General features: G+C 37.0%; 19 protein-coding genes. 7 read left to right on the top strand and 12 right to left on the bottom strand.

Annotation, left to right across the window (positions count from 1 at the left end; all coding sequences use genetic code 11):
• The first annotated feature begins 21 nt into the window (after positions 1–21).
• Positions 22–891 carry a hypothetical protein gene (locus tag FIT70_RS01470; protein WP_139928171.1) on the top strand — a complete coding sequence of 290 codons (870 nt, stop codon included), beginning with the start codon at positions 22–24 and terminating at the stop codon, positions 889–891.
• Between the two features lie 42 nt (positions 892–933).
• Here the strand turns inward: FIT70_RS01470 and FIT70_RS01465 are convergent, their stop codons facing one another.
• The 6 genes from FIT70_RS01465 to FIT70_RS01440 all read right to left on the bottom strand — a co-directional run bounded on the left by FIT70_RS01465 (position 934) and on the right by FIT70_RS01440 (position 6,947).
• Positions 934–1,416 (bottom strand): DUF1097 family protein, encoded by a 483-nt coding sequence (locus tag FIT70_RS01465; RefSeq protein WP_189340861.1) that lies wholly within the window; start codon positions 1,414–1,416, stop codon positions 934–936.
• A 226-nt stretch (positions 1,417–1,642) separates the two neighbouring features.
• The gene (locus FIT70_RS01460; RefSeq protein ID WP_139874252.1) at positions 1,643–3,367 is read right to left on the bottom strand and encodes a proline--tRNA ligase; all 1,725 of its coding nucleotides are present in this window, start codon (positions 3,365–3,367) and stop codon (positions 1,643–1,645) included.
• A 16-nt stretch (positions 3,368–3,383) separates the two neighbouring features.
• Positions 3,384–3,899 carry a hypothetical protein gene (locus tag FIT70_RS01455; protein ID WP_139874250.1) on the bottom strand — a complete coding sequence of 172 codons (516 nt, stop codon included), beginning with the start codon at positions 3,897–3,899 and terminating at the stop codon, positions 3,384–3,386.
• Complete coding sequence (gene rimI, locus FIT70_RS01450; protein WP_139874248.1) at positions 3,899–4,336, bottom strand: ribosomal protein S18-alanine N-acetyltransferase; 438 nt, start codon at positions 4,334–4,336, stop codon at positions 3,899–3,901. Before rimI ends, FIT70_RS01455 begins: the two co-directional genes overlap by 1 nt.
• Positions 4,326–5,012, bottom strand: a complete 687-nt coding sequence (gene tsaB, locus FIT70_RS01445; RefSeq protein WP_139874246.1) for a tRNA (adenosine(37)-N6)-threonylcarbamoyltransferase complex dimerization subunit type 1 TsaB — start codon at positions 5,010–5,012, stop codon at positions 4,326–4,328. Before tsaB ends, rimI begins: the two co-directional genes overlap by 11 nt.
• A gap of 3 nt (positions 5,013–5,015) precedes the next feature.
• Positions 5,016–6,947 carry a DNA repair helicase YoaA gene (locus tag FIT70_RS01440; RefSeq protein ID WP_139874244.1) on the bottom strand — a complete coding sequence of 644 codons (1,932 nt, stop codon included), beginning with the start codon at positions 6,945–6,947 and terminating at the stop codon, positions 5,016–5,018.
• Positions 6,948–7,037: 90 nt separating this feature from the next.
• Here FIT70_RS01440 and FIT70_RS01435 point away from each other — a divergent pair, with 90 nt between their 5' ends.
• The gene (locus tag FIT70_RS01435; RefSeq protein WP_139866970.1) at positions 7,038–7,568 is read left to right on the top strand and encodes a C40 family peptidase; all 531 of its coding nucleotides are present in this window, start codon (positions 7,038–7,040) and stop codon (positions 7,566–7,568) included.
• Here FIT70_RS01435 and FIT70_RS01430 read toward each other — a convergent pair.
• Complete coding sequence (locus tag FIT70_RS01430) at positions 7,565–7,852, bottom strand: Rdx family protein (protein WP_139866968.1); 288 nt, start codon at positions 7,850–7,852, stop codon at positions 7,565–7,567. The two genes, FIT70_RS01435 and FIT70_RS01430, sit on opposite strands and share 4 nt — an antisense overlap.
• 118 nt (positions 7,853–7,970) lie before the next feature.
• On the opposite strand from FIT70_RS01430, the gene FIT70_RS01425 reads away from it, so the two are divergent.
• The 3 genes from FIT70_RS01425 to FIT70_RS01415 are packed head-to-tail and all read left to right on the top strand — an operon-like array spanning position 7,971 to position 10,315.
• Positions 7,971–9,380 (top strand): S41 family peptidase, encoded by a 1,410-nt coding sequence (locus FIT70_RS01425; protein WP_139930373.1) that lies wholly within the window; start codon positions 7,971–7,973, stop codon positions 9,378–9,380.
• Positions 9,377–9,997: a 2-polyprenyl-3-methyl-6-methoxy-1,4-benzoquinone monooxygenase gene (coq7, locus tag FIT70_RS01420; RefSeq protein ID WP_139930371.1), complete on the top strand. Its 621-nt coding sequence runs from the start codon at positions 9,377–9,379 to the stop codon at positions 9,995–9,997. The genes FIT70_RS01425 and coq7 overlap by 4 nt, the downstream gene beginning before the upstream one ends.
• Positions 9,998–10,000: 3 nt before the next feature.
• Complete coding sequence (locus tag FIT70_RS01415) at positions 10,001–10,315, top strand: DUF2322 family protein (protein WP_139866963.1); 315 nt, start codon at positions 10,001–10,003, stop codon at positions 10,313–10,315.
• A gap of 7 nt (positions 10,316–10,322) precedes the next feature.
• Here the strand turns inward: FIT70_RS01415 and FIT70_RS01410 are convergent, their stop codons facing one another.
• From FIT70_RS01410 to FIT70_RS01390, 5 genes are read right to left on the bottom strand one after another with little or no spacing between them, the layout of a single operon-like run.
• On the bottom strand, positions 10,323–10,742 hold the full coding sequence (locus tag FIT70_RS01410) for an OsmC family protein (RefSeq protein ID WP_139866961.1): 420 nt from the start codon (positions 10,740–10,742) through the stop codon (positions 10,323–10,325).
• Entirely contained in the window at positions 10,742–11,197 is a 456-nt protein-coding gene (locus FIT70_RS01405) for an FKBP-type peptidyl-prolyl cis-trans isomerase (protein WP_420897690.1), read from the bottom strand. The genes FIT70_RS01410 and FIT70_RS01405 overlap by 1 nt, the downstream gene beginning before the upstream one ends.
• Before the next feature lie 26 nt (positions 11,198–11,223).
• Complete coding sequence (gene dacB / locus FIT70_RS01400; RefSeq protein ID WP_139930369.1) at positions 11,224–12,615, bottom strand: D-alanyl-D-alanine carboxypeptidase/D-alanyl-D-alanine endopeptidase; 1,392 nt, start codon at positions 12,613–12,615, stop codon at positions 11,224–11,226.
• 2 nt (positions 12,616–12,617) lie between these two features.
• Positions 12,618–13,922 (bottom strand): adenosylmethionine--8-amino-7-oxononanoate transaminase, encoded by a 1,305-nt coding sequence (bioA, locus tag FIT70_RS01395; protein ID WP_139866957.1) that lies wholly within the window; start codon positions 13,920–13,922, stop codon positions 12,618–12,620.
• A 3-nt stretch (positions 13,923–13,925) separates the two neighbouring features.
• A complete protein-coding gene (locus FIT70_RS01390) occupies positions 13,926–15,002 on the bottom strand; it encodes an aldo/keto reductase (protein ID WP_139866955.1) in 1,077 nt (358 codons plus the stop codon).
• A gap of 156 nt (positions 15,003–15,158) precedes the next feature.
• Here FIT70_RS01390 and FIT70_RS01385 point away from each other — a divergent pair, with 156 nt between their 5' ends.
• Entirely contained in the window at positions 15,159–15,446 is a 288-nt protein-coding gene (locus FIT70_RS01385) for a co-chaperone GroES (protein ID WP_046487076.1), read from the top strand.
• Positions 15,447–15,488: 42 nt separating this feature from the next.
• Positions 15,489–17,141, top strand: coding sequence for a chaperonin GroEL (gene groL / locus FIT70_RS01380; protein ID WP_139866953.1), 1,653 nt, complete (start codon positions 15,489–15,491; stop codon positions 17,139–17,141).
• The last annotated feature ends 72 nt before the right edge of the window (positions 17,142–17,213 follow it).

Here is a 17,213-nt window from a genome sequence, read left to right as displayed (position 1 = left end):
CAACCTTAGAAAATAGATCTTATGAAAATTATTATTGCATTATGTTTTTTAATATTTAATTATTCTATTTATGCGGACGTGCTTCCTGAAGCAAAATCAGAAGTTAAAATTACGCTTGCTAAGAAGCCCACGACGCGGCCTATGACAGTGGCTTTTATTCCGGGACAGAAAAAATATTACATCGCAGATGGCGGCCTAGCTCCTTTAGGCTCTGAAACCGAAGCACCTATCTCTAAATCACTTATTCACACCTATGATCAATCTGGAAAGTATGTGGCTTCAACACAAGCAGGATTTGATAATCGCTCCATTTTTTATAATGAATTAAGCTTTCAGCTTACAACCATCACTTATAACGTTTCGAGTGAAGCTGGTTTCGCACCTAACACGGGTATTTTTTCTCTAGACCTCGATTCACAAGGTATTTTAAAAGGTACCTCCAAAGAAGTGTCTAGCTTTAATCCTGCCTTTGGCGATTCAGCAACGATGCCTTCTTTTGACTCAAAAACGAATCGTTACTTTGCTAAACAAAAAAGAAGTGGCAGGGTCATTATTATTGATGTGAATGATGGCAGCAAAGTGGGGGAAATTAATTTGGATCTCAAATCAGCAGGTGTAGCATTTGATGATTTAAGCGATAGCTTTATTGCGGCAACGAGCATTGATGGGGAAGAGCTGGCTATTCTCGATGTGGACCATAAAGCAGTATTAATCTTTAATGTTAAGGGTAGCTTCGTTGGTAAATCTTCTTTGCCAAAGGATATCAAGTTAAGGGCACACAATCATTACAACGGCCTTGGCTTCGCAAATAATTTATTCTTTATATATAACGAATCTGAGGGTGAGTTCGGAACCTATTATGGGTTTAAAATTTCTAGCAAATCTAAATAAAAAAAACGCACCTCAAAAGGTGCGTTTTTTTATTTAAAACAATTATTTAATTGCAGCGGCAAGTCTTCCTGCTAAGTTACCTGCAACTACGCCCAAGATACTTGAAACTAAAACAATAGCTACTGGATTAGATAAATCCATTGCACCGATACTAGCTGCACTTGGTGATAGTGTGAAAGCTGACGCAAAACCTAAAACATTTACACCAACATTAGCAACTTGAGATACCTTATCAGCAACCAGAACAAGAATGAGTGCTGCTACACCAACGCCTACTGCGATATTTGCACCTATAAGCGGTAATTCAACACCCGCTAAATAAACTGCAACTGATGCAATAATTGCGCCGAACGTCATTCCAATAACTGTTTTTTGCATTGCGTCTGATTTGCCAACTAGGCCAGAAGCAGCCCAAGCTATAAAACCAATCGCGATACTTGCAAAGCTGAGATAACCACTTCCGAGGAAACTCCAAAGACCTGCTATTACACCAACACTAATTGCTACTGCTAATGATTTCGACATAACATCTCCTAAGTTAGTTGACTGTATATACATCAAAGAGCTGTAGTACTTGAGCACTTAGTTATCATATGGGCCTAGTCTTCCAGGTCATTGATTACTAACTACTTGCCGAATATTACCCCTTTTTTTTAACAAATACACCCCTTAATTGTAATTATTTTGTAATAAATACTTGACAAAAAAAACTCAATTAAATCATATACTTATGAATAAATTGGTTAAATTTTCAATGGGCTAACAAAGATTTAATTTCTTTAACTATTTGATATTCATCAACTAACTTAGACTCTTGATCCAATCGACCTTGGAACTCGACTTTACCTTCTTTTAAATTACGATCACCAATGACAATTCTATAAGGAATACCTATCAACTCCATCTCGGCAAACATAATCCCCGGGCGCTCTCCTCGGTCATCGAGCAAGACGTCAACCCCTAAAGCCTGAAGCGCATCATAAATTTTATGAGCCGAAGCTTTTACTTCAATACTTTTGTCGTAACCTATAGGTGCAATCACCACTTCGAAAGGTGCGATATTAATAGGAAAAACAATGCCCTTATCATCATGTGATTGCTCAATAGCAGCAGCTACAATGCGTGACACTCCTATACCGTAACAGCCCATCTCTAAAGTTTGAGTCTGGCCATTTTCATCTAAATATTCGGCTTTCATCGCTTTAGAGTATTTATTACCCAACTGAAAAATATGGCCTACTTCAATCCCTCTGCATATCTGAAGCATGCCTTGCTTATCTGGACTGACATCACCTTCAACCACTTTTCTTATATCTGCATAAAGTAGTGGCTCCGGAACGTCTCGCACAAAATTTACCCCTTTTAGATGAAGCTTGGGCTCGTTGGCCCCGCAGATAAAATCAGACAGAATACCGACGGACTTGTCCGCTATAATTTTTATAGAAGATTTAACTCCTACAGGCCCAATAAATCCTGGTGGGCATTTAAGATGCTCTTTCACTTCATCTTCAGTTGCAAAACGGAAATTCTCAAATCCTTGTAGTTTAGATAATTTCACTTCATTAAGTTCATGATCGCCGCGAAGAAGAGCCAAGAAAAATTCATTCGCTTCATTAGTTTGATTGATAAGGGCTATAGTTTTGACTGTCTTCTTAGTAGATGCGCCAATTAACTTAGCGACGTCGTCACATGTCGTCTGTTTAGGTGTGTCAAATCTAACCATCTTCTCTATTGCATCTGGCCTTTTATGATCCTGAAGAATAGCTTCTGCTAATTCAATGTTAGCGGCATAGTCAGAAACCGAGCTATATGCAATCGCATCTTCACCGGAATCAGCTAAAACATGAAACTCATGTGACCCGTCTCCTCCAATTGCACCGGTATCCGCTTTAACTGCTCTAAACTGAAGACCTATCTTATTAAAAATATTGGTATAGGCCTGATACATCGTCTCGTAGGTTTCTTGCAGAGAGTTTTTTGAGGCGTGGAAAGAATAGGCGTCCTTCATAAGAAACTCGCGAGCACGCATCACCCCGAAACGAGGTCTAATTTCATCCCTAAATTTCATTTGAATCTGATAAAAATTAATAGGCAGCTGCTTGTAGCTATTAATTTCTTTTCTAGCAATATCTGTGATCACTTCTTCGTGCGTCGGTCCAAAACAAAAACTTCGATCATGGCGATCTTTGATTTTTAACATCTGTGGTCCGAAGAGTTCCCATCGCCCTGTCTCTTCCCATAGCTCAGCTGGCTGTATGGCTGGCATTAATAACTCTAGGGCCCCTGCCTTATTCATTTCATTTCTAATGATCGCTTCAATTTTTCTTAAAACTTTTAAGCCAAGTGGCATCCAAGAATAAAGGCCTGAACCGAGTCGCTTAATAAAGCCTGCGCGAATCATAAGTTTATGACTAATAAGCTCAGCCTCTGATGGCGCCTCCTTTAGGGTTGAAATGTAAAATTTTGATGCAAGCATTAATGTTCTTTCTTTTTTAAAAGTCTTTAATTAAATCTAAAATATTTTCCCAAACTAATTTCTTATCTTTTGGGTTTTGAAGAAGATGATTAAGATCAAGCGTATGCTTAATGTTCAAAGTGACATTATTCATCAAATTATTTGTTTTGTATTCTTCAAAAAACTGATTATTTAACCCAAAAGCTAGCATATGCTTTGGAGGAGTATTTAGGCATAGGTCGCTTAATTGATCTTTAGTGAGTATTAATAAATGATTTTTCTGGAATGTGTCTTGACCTATCGTCGTTGTAATAAATTTTGCAATATTTAAAAATAATTCTTGTACAGCCCCTTCCTGTTCCAATACAAAATTCTGGCTTAAAAGTAATAACGATCCTTCTACACAATTAATTTTGAATACAAAAAATAAATCGGTCTCAATGAGCTTTATCTCTTCTTTTGAAATAGATAAAGCAATATCCTTGTCTTTTAATTTCCAAAGGGGAAATAATTCAAGTTCCTTTAAAATTCTTTTTGTGTATTCAGCATCCATCAAATCTCGAGCCCCATTAAAACTGCATCTTCCCGCCCTTCTTTAGCACGATAATAATTTTTTCTAATGCTCATTTCATTAAACCCATGTTTGTCATACAAGTGAATAGCGGCATGATTGGACATCCTAACTTCAAGATAAATCGTTTTAGAATGAGCCAACTCTGAACGACGAATTACTTCTTTAAGTAAATCCGAACCATAGCCTTTCTTTTGCATACTTTTTTTTATGCTTATATTAAGTATGTGACACTCATCTAATACAAACATTATGACCGCATATCCTATGATTTCTTCATTTGCCTTCATCATAAAACATGTGTGACTTGATTTTATTGAATCTAAAAAATTACCTCGCGTCCAAGGGTAAGCATGAACTTCATTTTCAATCAATTCAATCGCGCTTAAATCAATCTCTTTGAAGTCACTAAACTGCATTCAATGACTTTCGCTCTTCGGTCGTAAAGGCCACTTTATTTCTTAAGTAGAGAGGTTCGGCATGAATCAGCTCGAATAATTTATTTTTAATGAAGGGCATTGCGAGTTTAGAAATGGATTCGACCACTTCATAGGGGCCAAAAATAACTTCTTCAATCTGCTGACCAAAGTGATCTTTCATTTGCTTTTCGTATGTCTCAATTGCATTTCCAACTAAGGTCCAACCTAAGCCTTTAAGCTGAGGCAATTCATGAGGCTTATAAACACCTTCGAGCATAGGCTCTGAAAATGTTTTCCCTTCTTTTATGTAAGCACTTAAATATATTTCACCCATTCTGGCATCAATACCACTGACCACTTTATCTTTACCTGATGCCTCAGCAAGTGCCAAAAGATTATTAACACCGATGACTGGAATCGATGCACCATAGCCCAATCCATAAGCTATGCCGCATGCAATTCTAATCCCTGTAAATGAACCTGGACCTCTGCCAAATGCAACAGCATCAAGATCCGTTATGGTTAATTGATGCTCGCTTAGTAATTTTTTTATTTCCGGCAAGACAATTTCTGAGTGAGTCTGTCCAGCCTTGATATTGATCGAGTAAAAATCCTCATCAATTTTTAAGCCTAAAGACATATATTCGGTCGAAGTATCTAAAGATAAGATTTTCATAGATTAAATTTTTTCTAGGAACTGGATAACCTCTAAATCATCTCGTGATCGAGCGAAAGGAGGCAGGCTCTGCCACATTCTTTTTCCATAAGCTTTTTCAATAATTCTTGTATCACATATCACCAGTACGCCCTTATCAAATTCATCGCGAATTAATCGACCAGCTCCCTGCTTTAAAGTAATCACTGCGTTAGGTAACTGATATTCCATGAAGGCATTCTTTCCACTTTTGTTAATTTTATCAATTCTCGCAGCGAGCACCGGATCTTCTGGCGAAAAAAAAGGCAATTTATCTATTACCACTAATGATAGGGCATCTCCCTTCACATCAACCCCCTCCCAAAAACTTAAAGAGCCTATGAGGACAGCGTGACCGTGTTCTCTAAACTTATTTAAAAGATGATTCCTTGAACCATCGCCCTGAAGGTATATGGGGTAATCCAACTGATCCGTTTCAATTTTATCTTGAAGGAGCGTAAATATCTCCCGCATAGACTTTAGTGTCGTACATAAAATAAATGCCCTACCTTTGCTCGCTTTGATAAAGGGATAAATTTGATTAACAACCGCAAAGTTAAAGTTCTCATGATTAGCATCTGGCATTAGTTTAGGTACAAAAAGTAAAGCCTTTTCAGCGTAGTTAAATGGACTTTCCTTAGAAACAGAATCCGCATCTGTTAAACCTAGCTGACTTTTGAAATGATCAAAATTATTTTTTACAGCGAGAGTTGCAGATGTAAAGATCCATGAAGTTAATTCATTATTGATATGTTTTGCAAACATATCGGCAATCGATAAGGGGGTATTATTAAGTTGCACGGACTGAGAATAAACCTCTACCCACTTTATTGAGTTGTTATCTTTATCGTCACGCCAATTATCAAAATTGGAAAGTATTTCATTCGAATTATCAAAATACTTTTCAATCTCCGTATCCCTGTCCTTGTGATGAGCCAATAACTGAATTAATGTTTTGAGTTTTTCAATTAAGTTTTCGTAAGCAGAGTCGAATCGGCTAAAAGTAGAAATTTTTTGGTATGGGTATCGATTAGATTCCCTTGGAAATACAAGTCTAAAATCTTTATTTGCTTTTTCTAGATCATTTAAAATTGTTTCAAAATCTGAAACGTCTTTCATATGTTTCAAATAAATTTGATAGCCATCCTGAACGATCTCGCTAATTTGAGCCGTTGAAACATTTTTTCCAAAGAAAATAGATGCGATGTCAGGTATTTGATGGGCCTCATCAAAAATAACAGTAGTGGCTTTTGGTAGAAGTTCGGATATGCCTTCTTCCTTCATGTTAAGGTCGGCAAAAAATAAATGGTGATTCACGATCGTGACATCAGCAGTCAATGCTTTTTTTCTGGCGTTCATAACAAAGCACTCTTTATAAAAACTACAATCCTGACCTAAACAATTTTCTTTAGTGGAGGTGACCTGGGGCCATATGGAGGAGCTCTCTGGAATTGTATCCAATTCTGATCTATCGCCATCCATACTATGCTTCGCATGTTGATTAACGAGATGCAAATAAGTGACATCTTCTTTGGTCATAAATGCGCCTTCGATCATGGCGTTTTCTAATCGCAAGTGACATAGATAGTTTGATCTGCCCTTCAACATTGCTAGAGTCACGGGGACATTTAATGCATCTCTAATCATGGGAATATCTTTAGTAAACAACTGATCCTGAAGATTTTTGGTAGCCGTAGAAATAATAATTTTCCCGCCAGACAAAAACGCTGGCACAAGATACGCAAAAGTTTTACCAATACCCGTTCCGGCCTCAACAATTAACTTTTTTTTATTTGTGATAGCTTCGTCAATTAATACCGAGATGTCGACCTGCTCCTGTCTCAGACGATAATCTTCAATACTCTGAGATAGCTCGCCTTTTTCACTAAAAAATTGTTTAATAAATAGTTCATTCATGGTCCCAGGATTATCTCATGCAGATGAAACTCCGATTTCACAAACACACCTTAAATGGTAAAATGTCTTAAATTAACTCATTTTCAAACTATGAATTTCAAAACGCTAATTACCCTTTTAATACTTGCATTTTCAAGTCCCGCTTGGGCTGAAGTTGATTCAATTAATGTTAGCAGTCAAGACTCGGTGGTAGCCTCAGAGTCGACACCAGTAGTTGATAAACAATGGACTAACAACATCCCTCTTATCATAGATAAAGCTTATGAGCTTACGGGTATTAAATATAAGTTAGGTGGCTCAAAACCAGAAACGGGTTTTGATTGTAGTCAGTTTGTAAAATATGTCTTCGAGCAAGCGCTAAATTTAAGCCTTCCGCCAAGTGCCAGATCACTTAGTAAGATTGGTGAAACTATAAAATTTGAGGACTTACAACCGGGGGATCTTGTGTTTTTTAATACAAGAAAATCTAAGTTCTCTCATGTTGGTATCTATGTGGGAAATAATGAATTTATACACGCGCCACGCACAGGAAAAACTATTCGCGTAGAAAATCTTACAAAAAACTATTGGCTTAAAAGATTTAATGGCGCAACGAGAGTTGATCCAGAAGAAACACTCTAAAGATCAGTGTGACCTAGGTTTTTTCCTGGGTTAATCTTATCTCTAATCAATTTTTTAATATCCTTAATATCCAGGAATCCTCCGAAGTCCGATCTAGAATAGATTTTTTCTTTATCTAGGAAAATTTCAAAAATTCCGCCTGACTTTGGGGTTAATGTGACTGATAAAATTTCATCCTGAAAAGTCGTTAATATCTCCTGCATCATCCATGATGCTCTGGGAAGCCAGCCACATTGAGTGCAAAATTGAATTTCGATTTCATATGTTTTAGATTTAGTTCCCATGGTTCAAAGGTATTCTTAAAATATATTTATTCAAGCCTATTGATATAAGGCAAACAAAAAGACAGAATGCTTTATTATTAAATAATTACTGCTTAATAGCTTATTACGAAAGTCCTTCATGCGCTCAAAATTCGAAAAATTTACCCTTATAGCCTGTGGCGCTATTATTGGTGTTCTAATCAGTTTAAATTTACCCGTCTTTGCGGATAAAGCTGAAAAAAATAATTTGCCCGTTGATGAGCTTAGAACTTTTGCTGAAGTCTTTGGCAAAATTAAATCTGACTATGTTGAGCCCGTAGAAGACAAGAAGCTTATTAACGAAGCACTCAACGGCATGTTAACAGGACTTGATCCTCACTCTTCTTTCCTAAATACCGAAGATCTTAAGGACTTAAATCAAGCCACTCAAGGTGAGTTTGGTGGTCTTGGTATTGAAGTCGGCATGGAAGATGGTTTTGTAAAAGTGGTTTCTCCGATTGAAGATAGTCCAGCTTATAAAGCAGGTCTGAAGAGCGGCGACCTTATCATGAAATTAGATGAGACTTCGACAAAAGGCTTAACGCTTAATGACTCAGTTAAAAAAATGCGTGGTAAACCAGGGACCAGCATTGTTCTCACTGTATTAAGAAAGGGAGAAACTAAACCTTTAACTTTTAATCTAGTGCGCGCCATCATCAAGACACAAAGCGTTAAAGGAAAGCTTGTTGAACCTAATTACGCTTACGTTCGTGTCGCTCAATTCCAAGAACATACAGGTGAAGATTTAGCGAAGCTCCTAAAAAATCTTCGCCAGCAAAATAAAACACCATTAAAAGGTATATTGCTTGATCTTAGAAATAATCCAGGTGGTCTATTGAATGCCGCTGTAGGTGTATCTGCTGCCTTCTTGCCAAAAGGTGACTTAGTCGTTTATACCGAAGGTCGTGCACAAGATTCAAAAATGCACTTAACAGCTGTACCAGGGGATTATTTAAAAGGCGGGGGCAAAGATGACTACCTTAAAGATTTTCCAGAGGATATTAGAACAACACCCATGGCTGTTTTAGTAAATAACGGTTCAGCATCTGCATCTGAAATTGTAGCAGGCGCACTCCAAGATCATAAGAGAGCTTTGATTGTAGGTATGCAAAGTTTTGGTAAAGGCTCTGTACAAAGTATTCTGCCTATGAATAACGGTACGGCGATTAAGATGACAACAGCAAGATACTTTACGCCTAAAGGAAGATCTATTCAGGCTAAAGGGATTGTGCCTGATATCATTGTTGATGACGGAAGCGATCCTTCATTTATGACTAAAGAAGCGGATCTTACAAACCATCTTTCAAATCCAAAAGATGCGGATACGAATGTTGCACCTAAAGATAAAGATAGCAAACCTTTAGCTCCACCAATCAAAAAACCTGAAGAAGAGAAAAAGAAAACTTCTGATACGCCATCAGGCCCGATTGAACCTGCAAGTAAAGCAGATAAGCAATTTCAAGAAGCGATGAATATTCTCAAAGGCCTACAAATTATTCAAAACAAATGATTGATGATCTCATTATTGAATTTGATAAGGGCCTGAAGGTTTTATTTTCCAAACCTAAGGGCTCAAGACCAAGACCTGATCTTCACATTGAAGATACCGAATTAACTCCAGACGAAAAAAAACGCACCATCGAATTGATGCGAGTCAATCATGCGGGTGAGGTATGCGCACAAGCTTTATATAGCGGACAACTTCTTTTCAATCCGCATGGCGAAGGGACGGAGTCTTTAAAAAAAGCTTCCAAGGAAGAAATTGATCATCTTGATTGGTGTAATACTAGAATTCATGAACTAGGGGGCAAAACCAGCCTTCTTAATCCTATTTGGTATACGGGATCGTTCTTAATGGGCTCTTTTGCAAGCGTATTAGGTGAAAAATATAACTTAGGATTTTTAGCTGAAACAGAACGTCAAGTAACACAACATTTAACAAATCACTTAAATAAAATATCAAAAAAAGATCTTAAAACTAATAAAATTTTAGAAGTGATGGCGAACGATGAAGAACAGCATGCAGCCAAAGCAAAGGAATTAGGTGGTATCGAATTGCCTCATCAAGTCAAAAAAGCAATGTCATTAACATCAAAAGTTATGACTATGCTCTCTGCAAAAATTTAATCAATGCAAAAATTCAATGAAATTCTATTGACACTCGATAATTCAGATCATATTGATCGCATCGAGATTTATAAAAATAATACATTAATAGGCTCTATCGAGAATAAGCCCGGAAGCCAAGGCTCTATTAAAGTCTACCAACATCTTTGGAAGCTTTTTGGTTCAATTACTTTAGATGCTGCGATTGAAGGTCTTGATTTATATTCGGAACATACTGAGGATGCACAAAAGAACCCAGGAAAACATCCAAATATTGATCGCCTTCTTTCCGTAATGGAAAATGAAGAGCCCCTCGATTTAAGAATTATTAAACATTAATTACGGCTTAATCACCTTCTTTAATTTCAAAATCGTGAGTAATTTCAACTGATTTGGATAGCATGATCGAAGCTGAGCAATATTTTTCAGCAGATAACTTAATCGCTCGCTCAACCTGATCTTTGTCTAAGTTCTCACCTTTTAGTACAAAATGAATATGTATCTTAGTGAATACTTTTGGCACTGTATCAGCTCTCGTAGCTTCAATTTCAGCATAACAATCACTGATAGCTTGTCTTGATTTCTTGAGAATGGTGACCACATCAAATGATGTGCACCCTCCCATGCCAATCAGTAACATTTCCATAGGTCGCATACCTAATTTTCTGCCACCTAACTCTTCGGGTCCATCTAAGATCACTGAATGATTTGACTCGGACTCACCAATAAAACATACATTCTCAACCCACTTAACCCGAGCTTTCATTATTTAACTCCAAGCAACTCAACATCAAAAATTAAAGTGGCATTTGGTGGAATAACGCCACCCGCTCCTCTAGATCCATAACCCATTTCTGGAGGAATAATGAGTGTCCTTTTGCCATGAATTTTCATACCATCCACTCCATCATCCCAACCCCGTATTACCTGACCACCACCTAAATTAAAAACGAAAGGATCATTGCGATCTAATGAGCTATCAAATTTTTTGCCCTTGCCATCTTTTTGATTAGGGTCGTATAACCAGCCGGTGTAATGAACAGTTACTGCAAGTCCCTTTTCAGCTTGCCGTCCATTTCCTAGGACACTATCTTTAATAACTAATGTAGTGATATTTTTTTCCAATTTCAATTCCTTTTGTGAGATTTTTGATTCAGCAAAAGCCAAATCAATATTAATTAAAATAATACTAAAAGCTAAAATAAATTTAATCACATTCATATATCGCATATTAACATTCCTTAAGTTTAATTAAGATAAGTCCATTCAATCAGCTCGTCTTGTATTTTAGATGATTCGTTTGCCTTAGGATCATTTGCTATAAATACAAAAACTTTCACGTCATTATTTTTATCAAAAATATATCCTGCAATAGCGCTGACATTTTGAATACTGCCTGTTTTTAAATAGGCATGCTTTGCAACAGATAATTTTTTTCCTCTACTCTTCAAAGTACCGTCTATCCCTATATTTGGAAGCGATGCTATAAATTCAGGCATATAGGTATCGGTGTAGGCTTTTTCTAATAAAAAGCCTAGATTCTCAGAATTCACTTTTGCATTCCTTGATAGTCCAGCGCCGTTATCCATCTCAAGAGAATCAAGATTAACTTTTCCTTTAATTAAAGATTCTTTAATAAATCTTCCTGCCTCATTTTCAGTAATGGGATTGCCATTATTTTCTGCAAGAATAGTAAGCAATAAATTCCTAGCAATTAAATTTTGGCTATATTTGTTAACATCTCTCACAACGAGACTTAACGGTCTCGATTGGTGCTCGTAAATCTTAAGCGTATCGGCAATATGTTGATAGGTGTTTTTAAATTCACCCTCTACGCTTCCACCGTGGAGATTCCAAAGCTTTTCAAATAAGGCCTGAGGTAAGCGATCAATACCCATCACAGACAAATCAATATTTTTACTTTCACAAGCCTTATCAAAGCGACCGCTAAATTTAATCTCCGTCACATTTAATTTCGTCTCTATTTCATACCCAAGACTATCTTTCCAATCATTACACCCCTGATCAGTAAGTTTTAAATGATTAATAACTTTTAGCGTTTTAATTTCAGGAAAGGTTTGTATTTTAATTTTTTTATTAATGATTGAAAATTTAAAGTTGACTGTGTTCTCGTTCACTACAAAAGATTTTGGATTGACGTTATAGGCTCGATATTTTTTATCATCAATAGCATCTTGATCTTCCAATTTCCCGAAGAAACTTTCATCAAAAATAACATTGCCATGAATGTGCAAAATACCCTGCTGTTGAACTTTCTCGATAATTTCTGAAAGATCTGCATAAGTGAGTGTGGGATCGCCATAAGCTTTAATAATAAGGTTGCCATAAAGGTGCTTATTTTTTATGGCGCCCTTATAAAGTACCTCTGTCTTCCATTGGAACTGTGGGCCTAAAAGTTGGAGTCCAGCGTATGTCGTCACGAGCTTCATCACTGAAGCTGGATTAAATGCTTTTTGTTCGTTATAACTAAACACTACATTTTGCTTCGATATATTTTTAATATAAAGCGAGTAGTTTTCTTTTGAAAGCTCAGCGCGATTGAGTATTTTATTAATGGCATTAGTATCCGCAAATGCAGCATGCGTCCATAACGCATAAATCAAAATTAGTATTCGCATATTTATACGTATGACTGGATTGCTTCTAAAGTTGTATCAATCATAAAATCTATGTCGACATGGTTAATAACATAAGGCGGCATAAAGTAAATGGTATTCCCTATTGGTCTTATGAATAGCCCATTCTTAATGGCTTTCATAGTTATTTTTTTTATTGTGTTTTTTGAGGCTTCTTCAAGCTCAAATGCCCATATCATGCCTACATTTCTTAAATTAGAAATAGGTAATGTTTCGAGTGTCTTTATGCGTTCCGATATATAAGCTGAGGTTTTATTATTTTGATTAATCACATCATGATTTTCAAAGTAACTTAATGTGCCTAATGCTGCACTGCAAGCGAGCGGATTACCTGTATAGCTATGCGAATGAAGAAATCCTTTTTCTATCTTATCTTCATAAAATGCCATATAAATGTCATCAGTCGTTAATACAGATGACAGAGGAAGATAGCCCCCTGTTAATCCTTTTGAGAGACAAATAAAATCAGGTTTTATTTGTGCATGCTCAAATGCAAACATTTTTCCTGTTCTTCCGAAACCAACTGCAATTTCATCGTCAATAAGATGGATTTGATACTTTGTACAAAGCTCTCTGGCTTTTGCTAAATAAGTTGCGTGATACATCCCCATGCCTGTTGCGCATTGCACAAGCGGCTCTATAATAAAAGCTGCTATGTGTTGATGATTGTCTTGAAGATATATTTCTAAATCTTCAATACATCTTAATGCATAGGATTCGGATGTTTCACCTTTGTCAGCATATCGCCAGTCTGGCGTCTTGATAGGATTATTTTTTTTAATCAATGAAGCATAATTTTTTCGAAAAAGTTTTATGTCTGTCACAGATAAAGCACCGAGCGTTTCTCCATGGTAACTATTTTCCAAATAAATTATTTTATTTTTTTTAGGACATCCTTTATTCCTCCAATAATGCACGCTCATTTTAATAGCGATTTCAATAGCATTAGATCCATCGCTGCCATAAAAAGCGTGGCCTAAGTTTGTGATACTACTTAACTTTTCGGAGAGAAGGATAGCAGGCTCATGTGTTAAACCTGCAAGCATCACATGCTCTATTAGATCAAGCTGGTCTGTGATGTATTTTTTAATTTCGCTTTGATTGTGGCCAAATAAATTAACCCACCACGAACTTATTGCGTCTAAATATTTTTTTTCATTGTAATCGTACAACCAAACTCCCTCACCTCGCTTAATCGGGATAAGGGATTGGGCTTGTTGAATTTTCATTTGCGTGCATGGATGCCACAAATTTTTTAAACTTCTATCAATAAACTGCTGATTCTTCATACATTAAGGTGCCGGATTCATATGAGTAAGATGAATTCTTTCAATATCATCTAATAATTCTTGAGGTAATCTTCTTTTGAACGCCTCAATATTTTCTTTTAATTGATCAACCGATGTTGCGCCTATGATGGTGGATGTTACAAACCATTGATGATAAACAAATGCTAAAGCCATCTCAGTCAATGTCATGTCATGTTTTAATGCTAATGCTTCATAAGCCCTCACAGCAGGGAAGACATTAGGCTTGTCATATCTTTGTGCAAAGCCTTTAAACAATGTGACGCGACCTTTTTCATCGATATTCTTTAAATATTTACCGGTGAGATGTCCAAAAGCTAAAGGGGAGTAAGCTAAAAAACCGATCTTTTCTCGATAGAAGATTTCTGTCATCCCAAACTCTAACCCCCTATTAATGAGGTTATAACAATTCTGAACTGAAGCTATAAGAGGCAAATTCTTTTCTCTTGCAATACGAATAAATTCCATCACGCCCCAGGACTGCTCATTTGAGATGCCGATATATTTAATCTTACCTTCTTGCACTAACTTAGCTAATGCCTCTAACTGTTCATTTATAGAGACCCATTCTTTTAATTTTGAACCTTCCATTTCACCGCTTGGATCAAATTTGTATTGGCCAAACATAGGCACATTTCTTTCGGGCCAGTGGAGCTGATACAAATCAATATAATCTGTTTGAAGTCTTTTTAAAGAACCTTCAAGTGCCGCACGAAAATTTTGCTCATCAAACGCCTTAGGACCATTGCGAATCCAATGGAGTGATCTTCTGGGCCCCGCAGCTTTAGTCGCCAAAACAATGTCATCTCTTTTTTGTTTTTTTAGCCAATTACCTATGATGATTTCGGTCGCTGTAAAAGTATTTTCTTTTGGCGGAACGGGATACATCTCGGCCGTATCAATAAAATTAATACCGTGTGATATCGCCCAATCAAGCTGCAAAAATGCCTCAGCCTCTGTATTTTGCTCACCAAAGGTCATCGTCCCCAAAGTAATGGGTGAAATAAGCAAATTAGATTGCCCTAGGTTTCGATAGTCTTGCTTTTCTATGTAATAACTCATATAAAAATAATGTTTAAATTCAGATATTTAACGAAATAGCACTTGAAATTTTAGACTTTCGTCCCTATTATTAGCACTCTATGACATTGAGTGCTAATCGCTCATGTTTTCGATTTTGATTAATTTTCAAAGAATACACTATTAGGAGAATATGAAATGAAAATTCGCCCTTTACATGATCGCGTAATTGTAAAGCGTCTTGAAGAAGAACGTACAACAGCATCAGGCATTGTTATTCCTGACGGCGCAACAGAAAAACCAGACCAAGGAACAGTCCAAGCAGTAGGCAATGGAAAAATCCTAGAAGATGGCAGTGTTAAAAAACTAGACGTCAAAGTAGGCGATAAAGTTTTATTTGGAAAATACGCTGGCCAGGCAGTTAAAGTCGATGGTGAAGAATTACTTGTGATGCGTGAAGAAGACATCATGGGCATTGTTGAATAAAGCCTTAAACATTAATTCGTAAATATTTTGGAGAAATAAAAAATGGCAGCAAAAGACGTAAGATTTGGTGACGACGTTCGCCAAAAGATGATTACTGGTGTAAATATTTTAGCAAATGCAGTTAAAGTTACACTCGGCCCTAAAGGTAGAAATGTTGTTCTGGAGCGTTCATTCGGCGCACCTACAATCACTAAAGATGGTGTATCAGTTGCAAAGGAAATCGAACTTAAAGATAAATTTGAAAACATGGGCGCGCAAATGGTTAAAGAAGTTGCATCTAAAACTTCTGATATCGCAGGCGATGGAACGACGACGGCAACTGTATTAGCTCAAGCGATCATTCGTGAAGGTATGAAATCAGTAGCCGCAGGTATGAATCCAATGGATCTTAAAAGAGGCATCGATAAAGCTGTTGAAGCTGGTGTTGCTGAACTTAAAAAATTAAGTAAGCCATGTACAACAAGTAAAGAAATTGCTCAAGTAGGTTCAATATCTGCTAACTCTGATCACTCTATCGGACAAATCATTGCAGATGCGATGGATAAAGTAGGTAAAGAAGGTGTAATCACTGTTGAAGATGGTTCAGGCTTAACAAATGAGTTAGACGTCGTAGAAGGTATGCAATTTGATCGCGGATATCTTTCACCTTACTTCATAAATAATTCAGATCGACAAATTGCATTGTTAGATAATCCTTTTATTCTTTTACATGATAAAAAAATATCTAATATTAGAGATCTTCTTCCGGCATTGGAACAAGTAGCAAAATCAAGCCGCCCTCTTCTTATTATTGCTGAAGATATTGAAGGTGAAGCGCTGGCTACTTTAGTTGTAAATAATATTCGTGGCATCTTAAAGACTGTCGCAGTTAAAGCACCTGGTTTTGGTGATAGAAGAAAAGCAATGCTTGAGGATATTGCAATTCTTACAGGTGCTACAGTGATTTCAGACGAAGTAGGTTTGAAATTAGAAACAATTAAGATTGAAGATTTAGGGCAAGCGAAAAGAATTGAAGTGGGCAAAGAAAACACTATCATTATTGATGGTGCTGCTGACGAAAAAAATATTAAGTCACGTATCGCTCAAATCAAAACACAAATCGAAGAAGCTACTAGTGACTACGACAAAGAAAAACTTCAAGAACGTGTTGCAAAGCTTGCAGGTGGCGTTGCTGTAATTAAAGTAGGTGCAACAACTGAAATTGAAATGAAAGAAAAAAAAGCGCGCGTTGAAGATGCACTCCATGCAACAAGAGCTGCAGTTGAAGAAGGTATTGTTGCTGGCGGTGGTGTTGCTTTAATTAGAGCGCGTGATGCGATTGCAAAAGTTAAAGGTGAAAATGCAGATCAAGAAGCTGGTGTTCGTATTGTGCTTCGTGCTGTTGAAGAGCCCTTAAGACAAATCGTTGCGAATGCTGGTGTAGAGCCATCTGTAGTGGTTAATAATGTAGTAGCTGGCAAAGGCAACTACGGATTTAATGCAGCTAACGAGACTTATGGTGATATGGTTGAGATGGGTGTGTTAGACCCAACTAAAGTAACTCGCTCTGCATTGCAACATGCAGCATCTGTCGCAGGCCTTATGTTAACGACTGACTGTATGATTGCTGATCTTCCTAAAGATGACTCTCCAGCAATGGGCGGTGGTGATATGGGCGGTATGGGCGGTATGGGTGGCATGGGCGGTATGATGTAACTCAAAAGCATTAATAAAAATAGACCTCTTAGGAGGTCTTTTTTTTAATCTTTTTTTTATCTAGTAATAAAT

The organism is Candidatus Methylopumilus universalis (genome assembly GCF_006364435.1).
Classification (GTDB): Bacteria; Pseudomonadota; Gammaproteobacteria; order Burkholderiales; family Methylophilaceae; genus Methylopumilus; species Methylopumilus universalis.
Note: the sequence above shows the minus strand (reverse complement) of the source record. Positions and strands in the feature narration are given on the sequence as shown.

Excerpts from the sequence above, each read along its gene's own strand:
- FIT70_RS01430 (WP_139866968.1), bottom strand. The coding sequence starts at position 7,852 with ATGGGAACTAAATCTAAAACATATGAAATCGAAATTCAATTTTGCACT.
- FIT70_RS01460 (WP_139874252.1), bottom strand. The coding sequence starts at position 3,367 with ATGCTTGCATCAAAATTTTACATTTCAACCCTAAAGGAGGCGCCATCA.
- FIT70_RS01465 (WP_189340861.1), bottom strand. The coding sequence starts at position 1,416 with ATGTCGAAATCATTAGCAGTAGCAATTAGTGTTGGTGTAATAGCAGGT.
- FIT70_RS01385 (WP_046487076.1), top strand. The coding sequence starts at position 15,159 with ATGAAAATTCGCCCTTTACATGATCGCGTAATTGTAAAGCGTCTTGAA.
- dacB (WP_139930369.1), bottom strand. The coding sequence starts at position 12,615 with ATGCGAATACTAATTTTGATTTATGCGTTATGGACGCATGCTGCATTT.
- FIT70_RS01435 (WP_139866970.1), top strand. The coding sequence starts at position 7,038 with ATGAATTTCAAAACGCTAATTACCCTTTTAATACTTGCATTTTCAAGT.
- FIT70_RS01410 (WP_139866961.1), bottom strand. The coding sequence starts at position 10,742 with ATGAAAGCTCGGGTTAAGTGGGTTGAGAATGTATGTTTTATTGGTGAG.
- bioA (WP_139866957.1), bottom strand. The coding sequence starts at position 13,922 with ATGAAGAATCAGCAGTTTATTGATAGAAGTTTAAAAAATTTGTGGCAT.
- FIT70_RS01440 (WP_139874244.1), bottom strand. The coding sequence starts at position 6,947 with ATGAATGAACTATTTATTAAACAATTTTTTAGTGAAAAAGGCGAGCTA.
- tsaB (WP_139874246.1), bottom strand. The coding sequence starts at position 5,012 with ATGAAAATCTTATCTTTAGATACTTCGACCGAATATATGTCTTTAGGC.
- FIT70_RS01405 (WP_420897690.1), bottom strand. The coding sequence starts at position 11,197 with ATGAATGTGATTAAATTTATTTTAGCTTTTAGTATTATTTTAATTAAT.
- FIT70_RS01425 (WP_139930373.1), top strand. The coding sequence starts at position 7,971 with ATGCGCTCAAAATTCGAAAAATTTACCCTTATAGCCTGTGGCGCTATT.
- coq7 (WP_139930371.1), top strand. The coding sequence starts at position 9,377 with ATGATTGATGATCTCATTATTGAATTTGATAAGGGCCTGAAGGTTTTA.
- FIT70_RS01455 (WP_139874250.1), bottom strand. The coding sequence starts at position 3,899 with ATGGATGCTGAATACACAAAAAGAATTTTAAAGGAACTTGAATTATTT.
- rimI (WP_139874248.1), bottom strand. The coding sequence starts at position 4,336 with ATGCAGTTTAGTGACTTCAAAGAGATTGATTTAAGCGCGATTGAATTG.
- FIT70_RS01390 (WP_139866955.1), bottom strand. The coding sequence starts at position 15,002 with ATGAGTTATTACATAGAAAAGCAAGACTATCGAAACCTAGGGCAATCT.
- groL (WP_139866953.1), top strand. The coding sequence starts at position 15,489 with ATGGCAGCAAAAGACGTAAGATTTGGTGACGACGTTCGCCAAAAGATG.
- FIT70_RS01415 (WP_139866963.1), top strand. The coding sequence starts at position 10,001 with ATGCAAAAATTCAATGAAATTCTATTGACACTCGATAATTCAGATCAT.
- FIT70_RS01470 (WP_139928171.1), top strand. The coding sequence starts at position 22 with ATGAAAATTATTATTGCATTATGTTTTTTAATATTTAATTATTCTATT.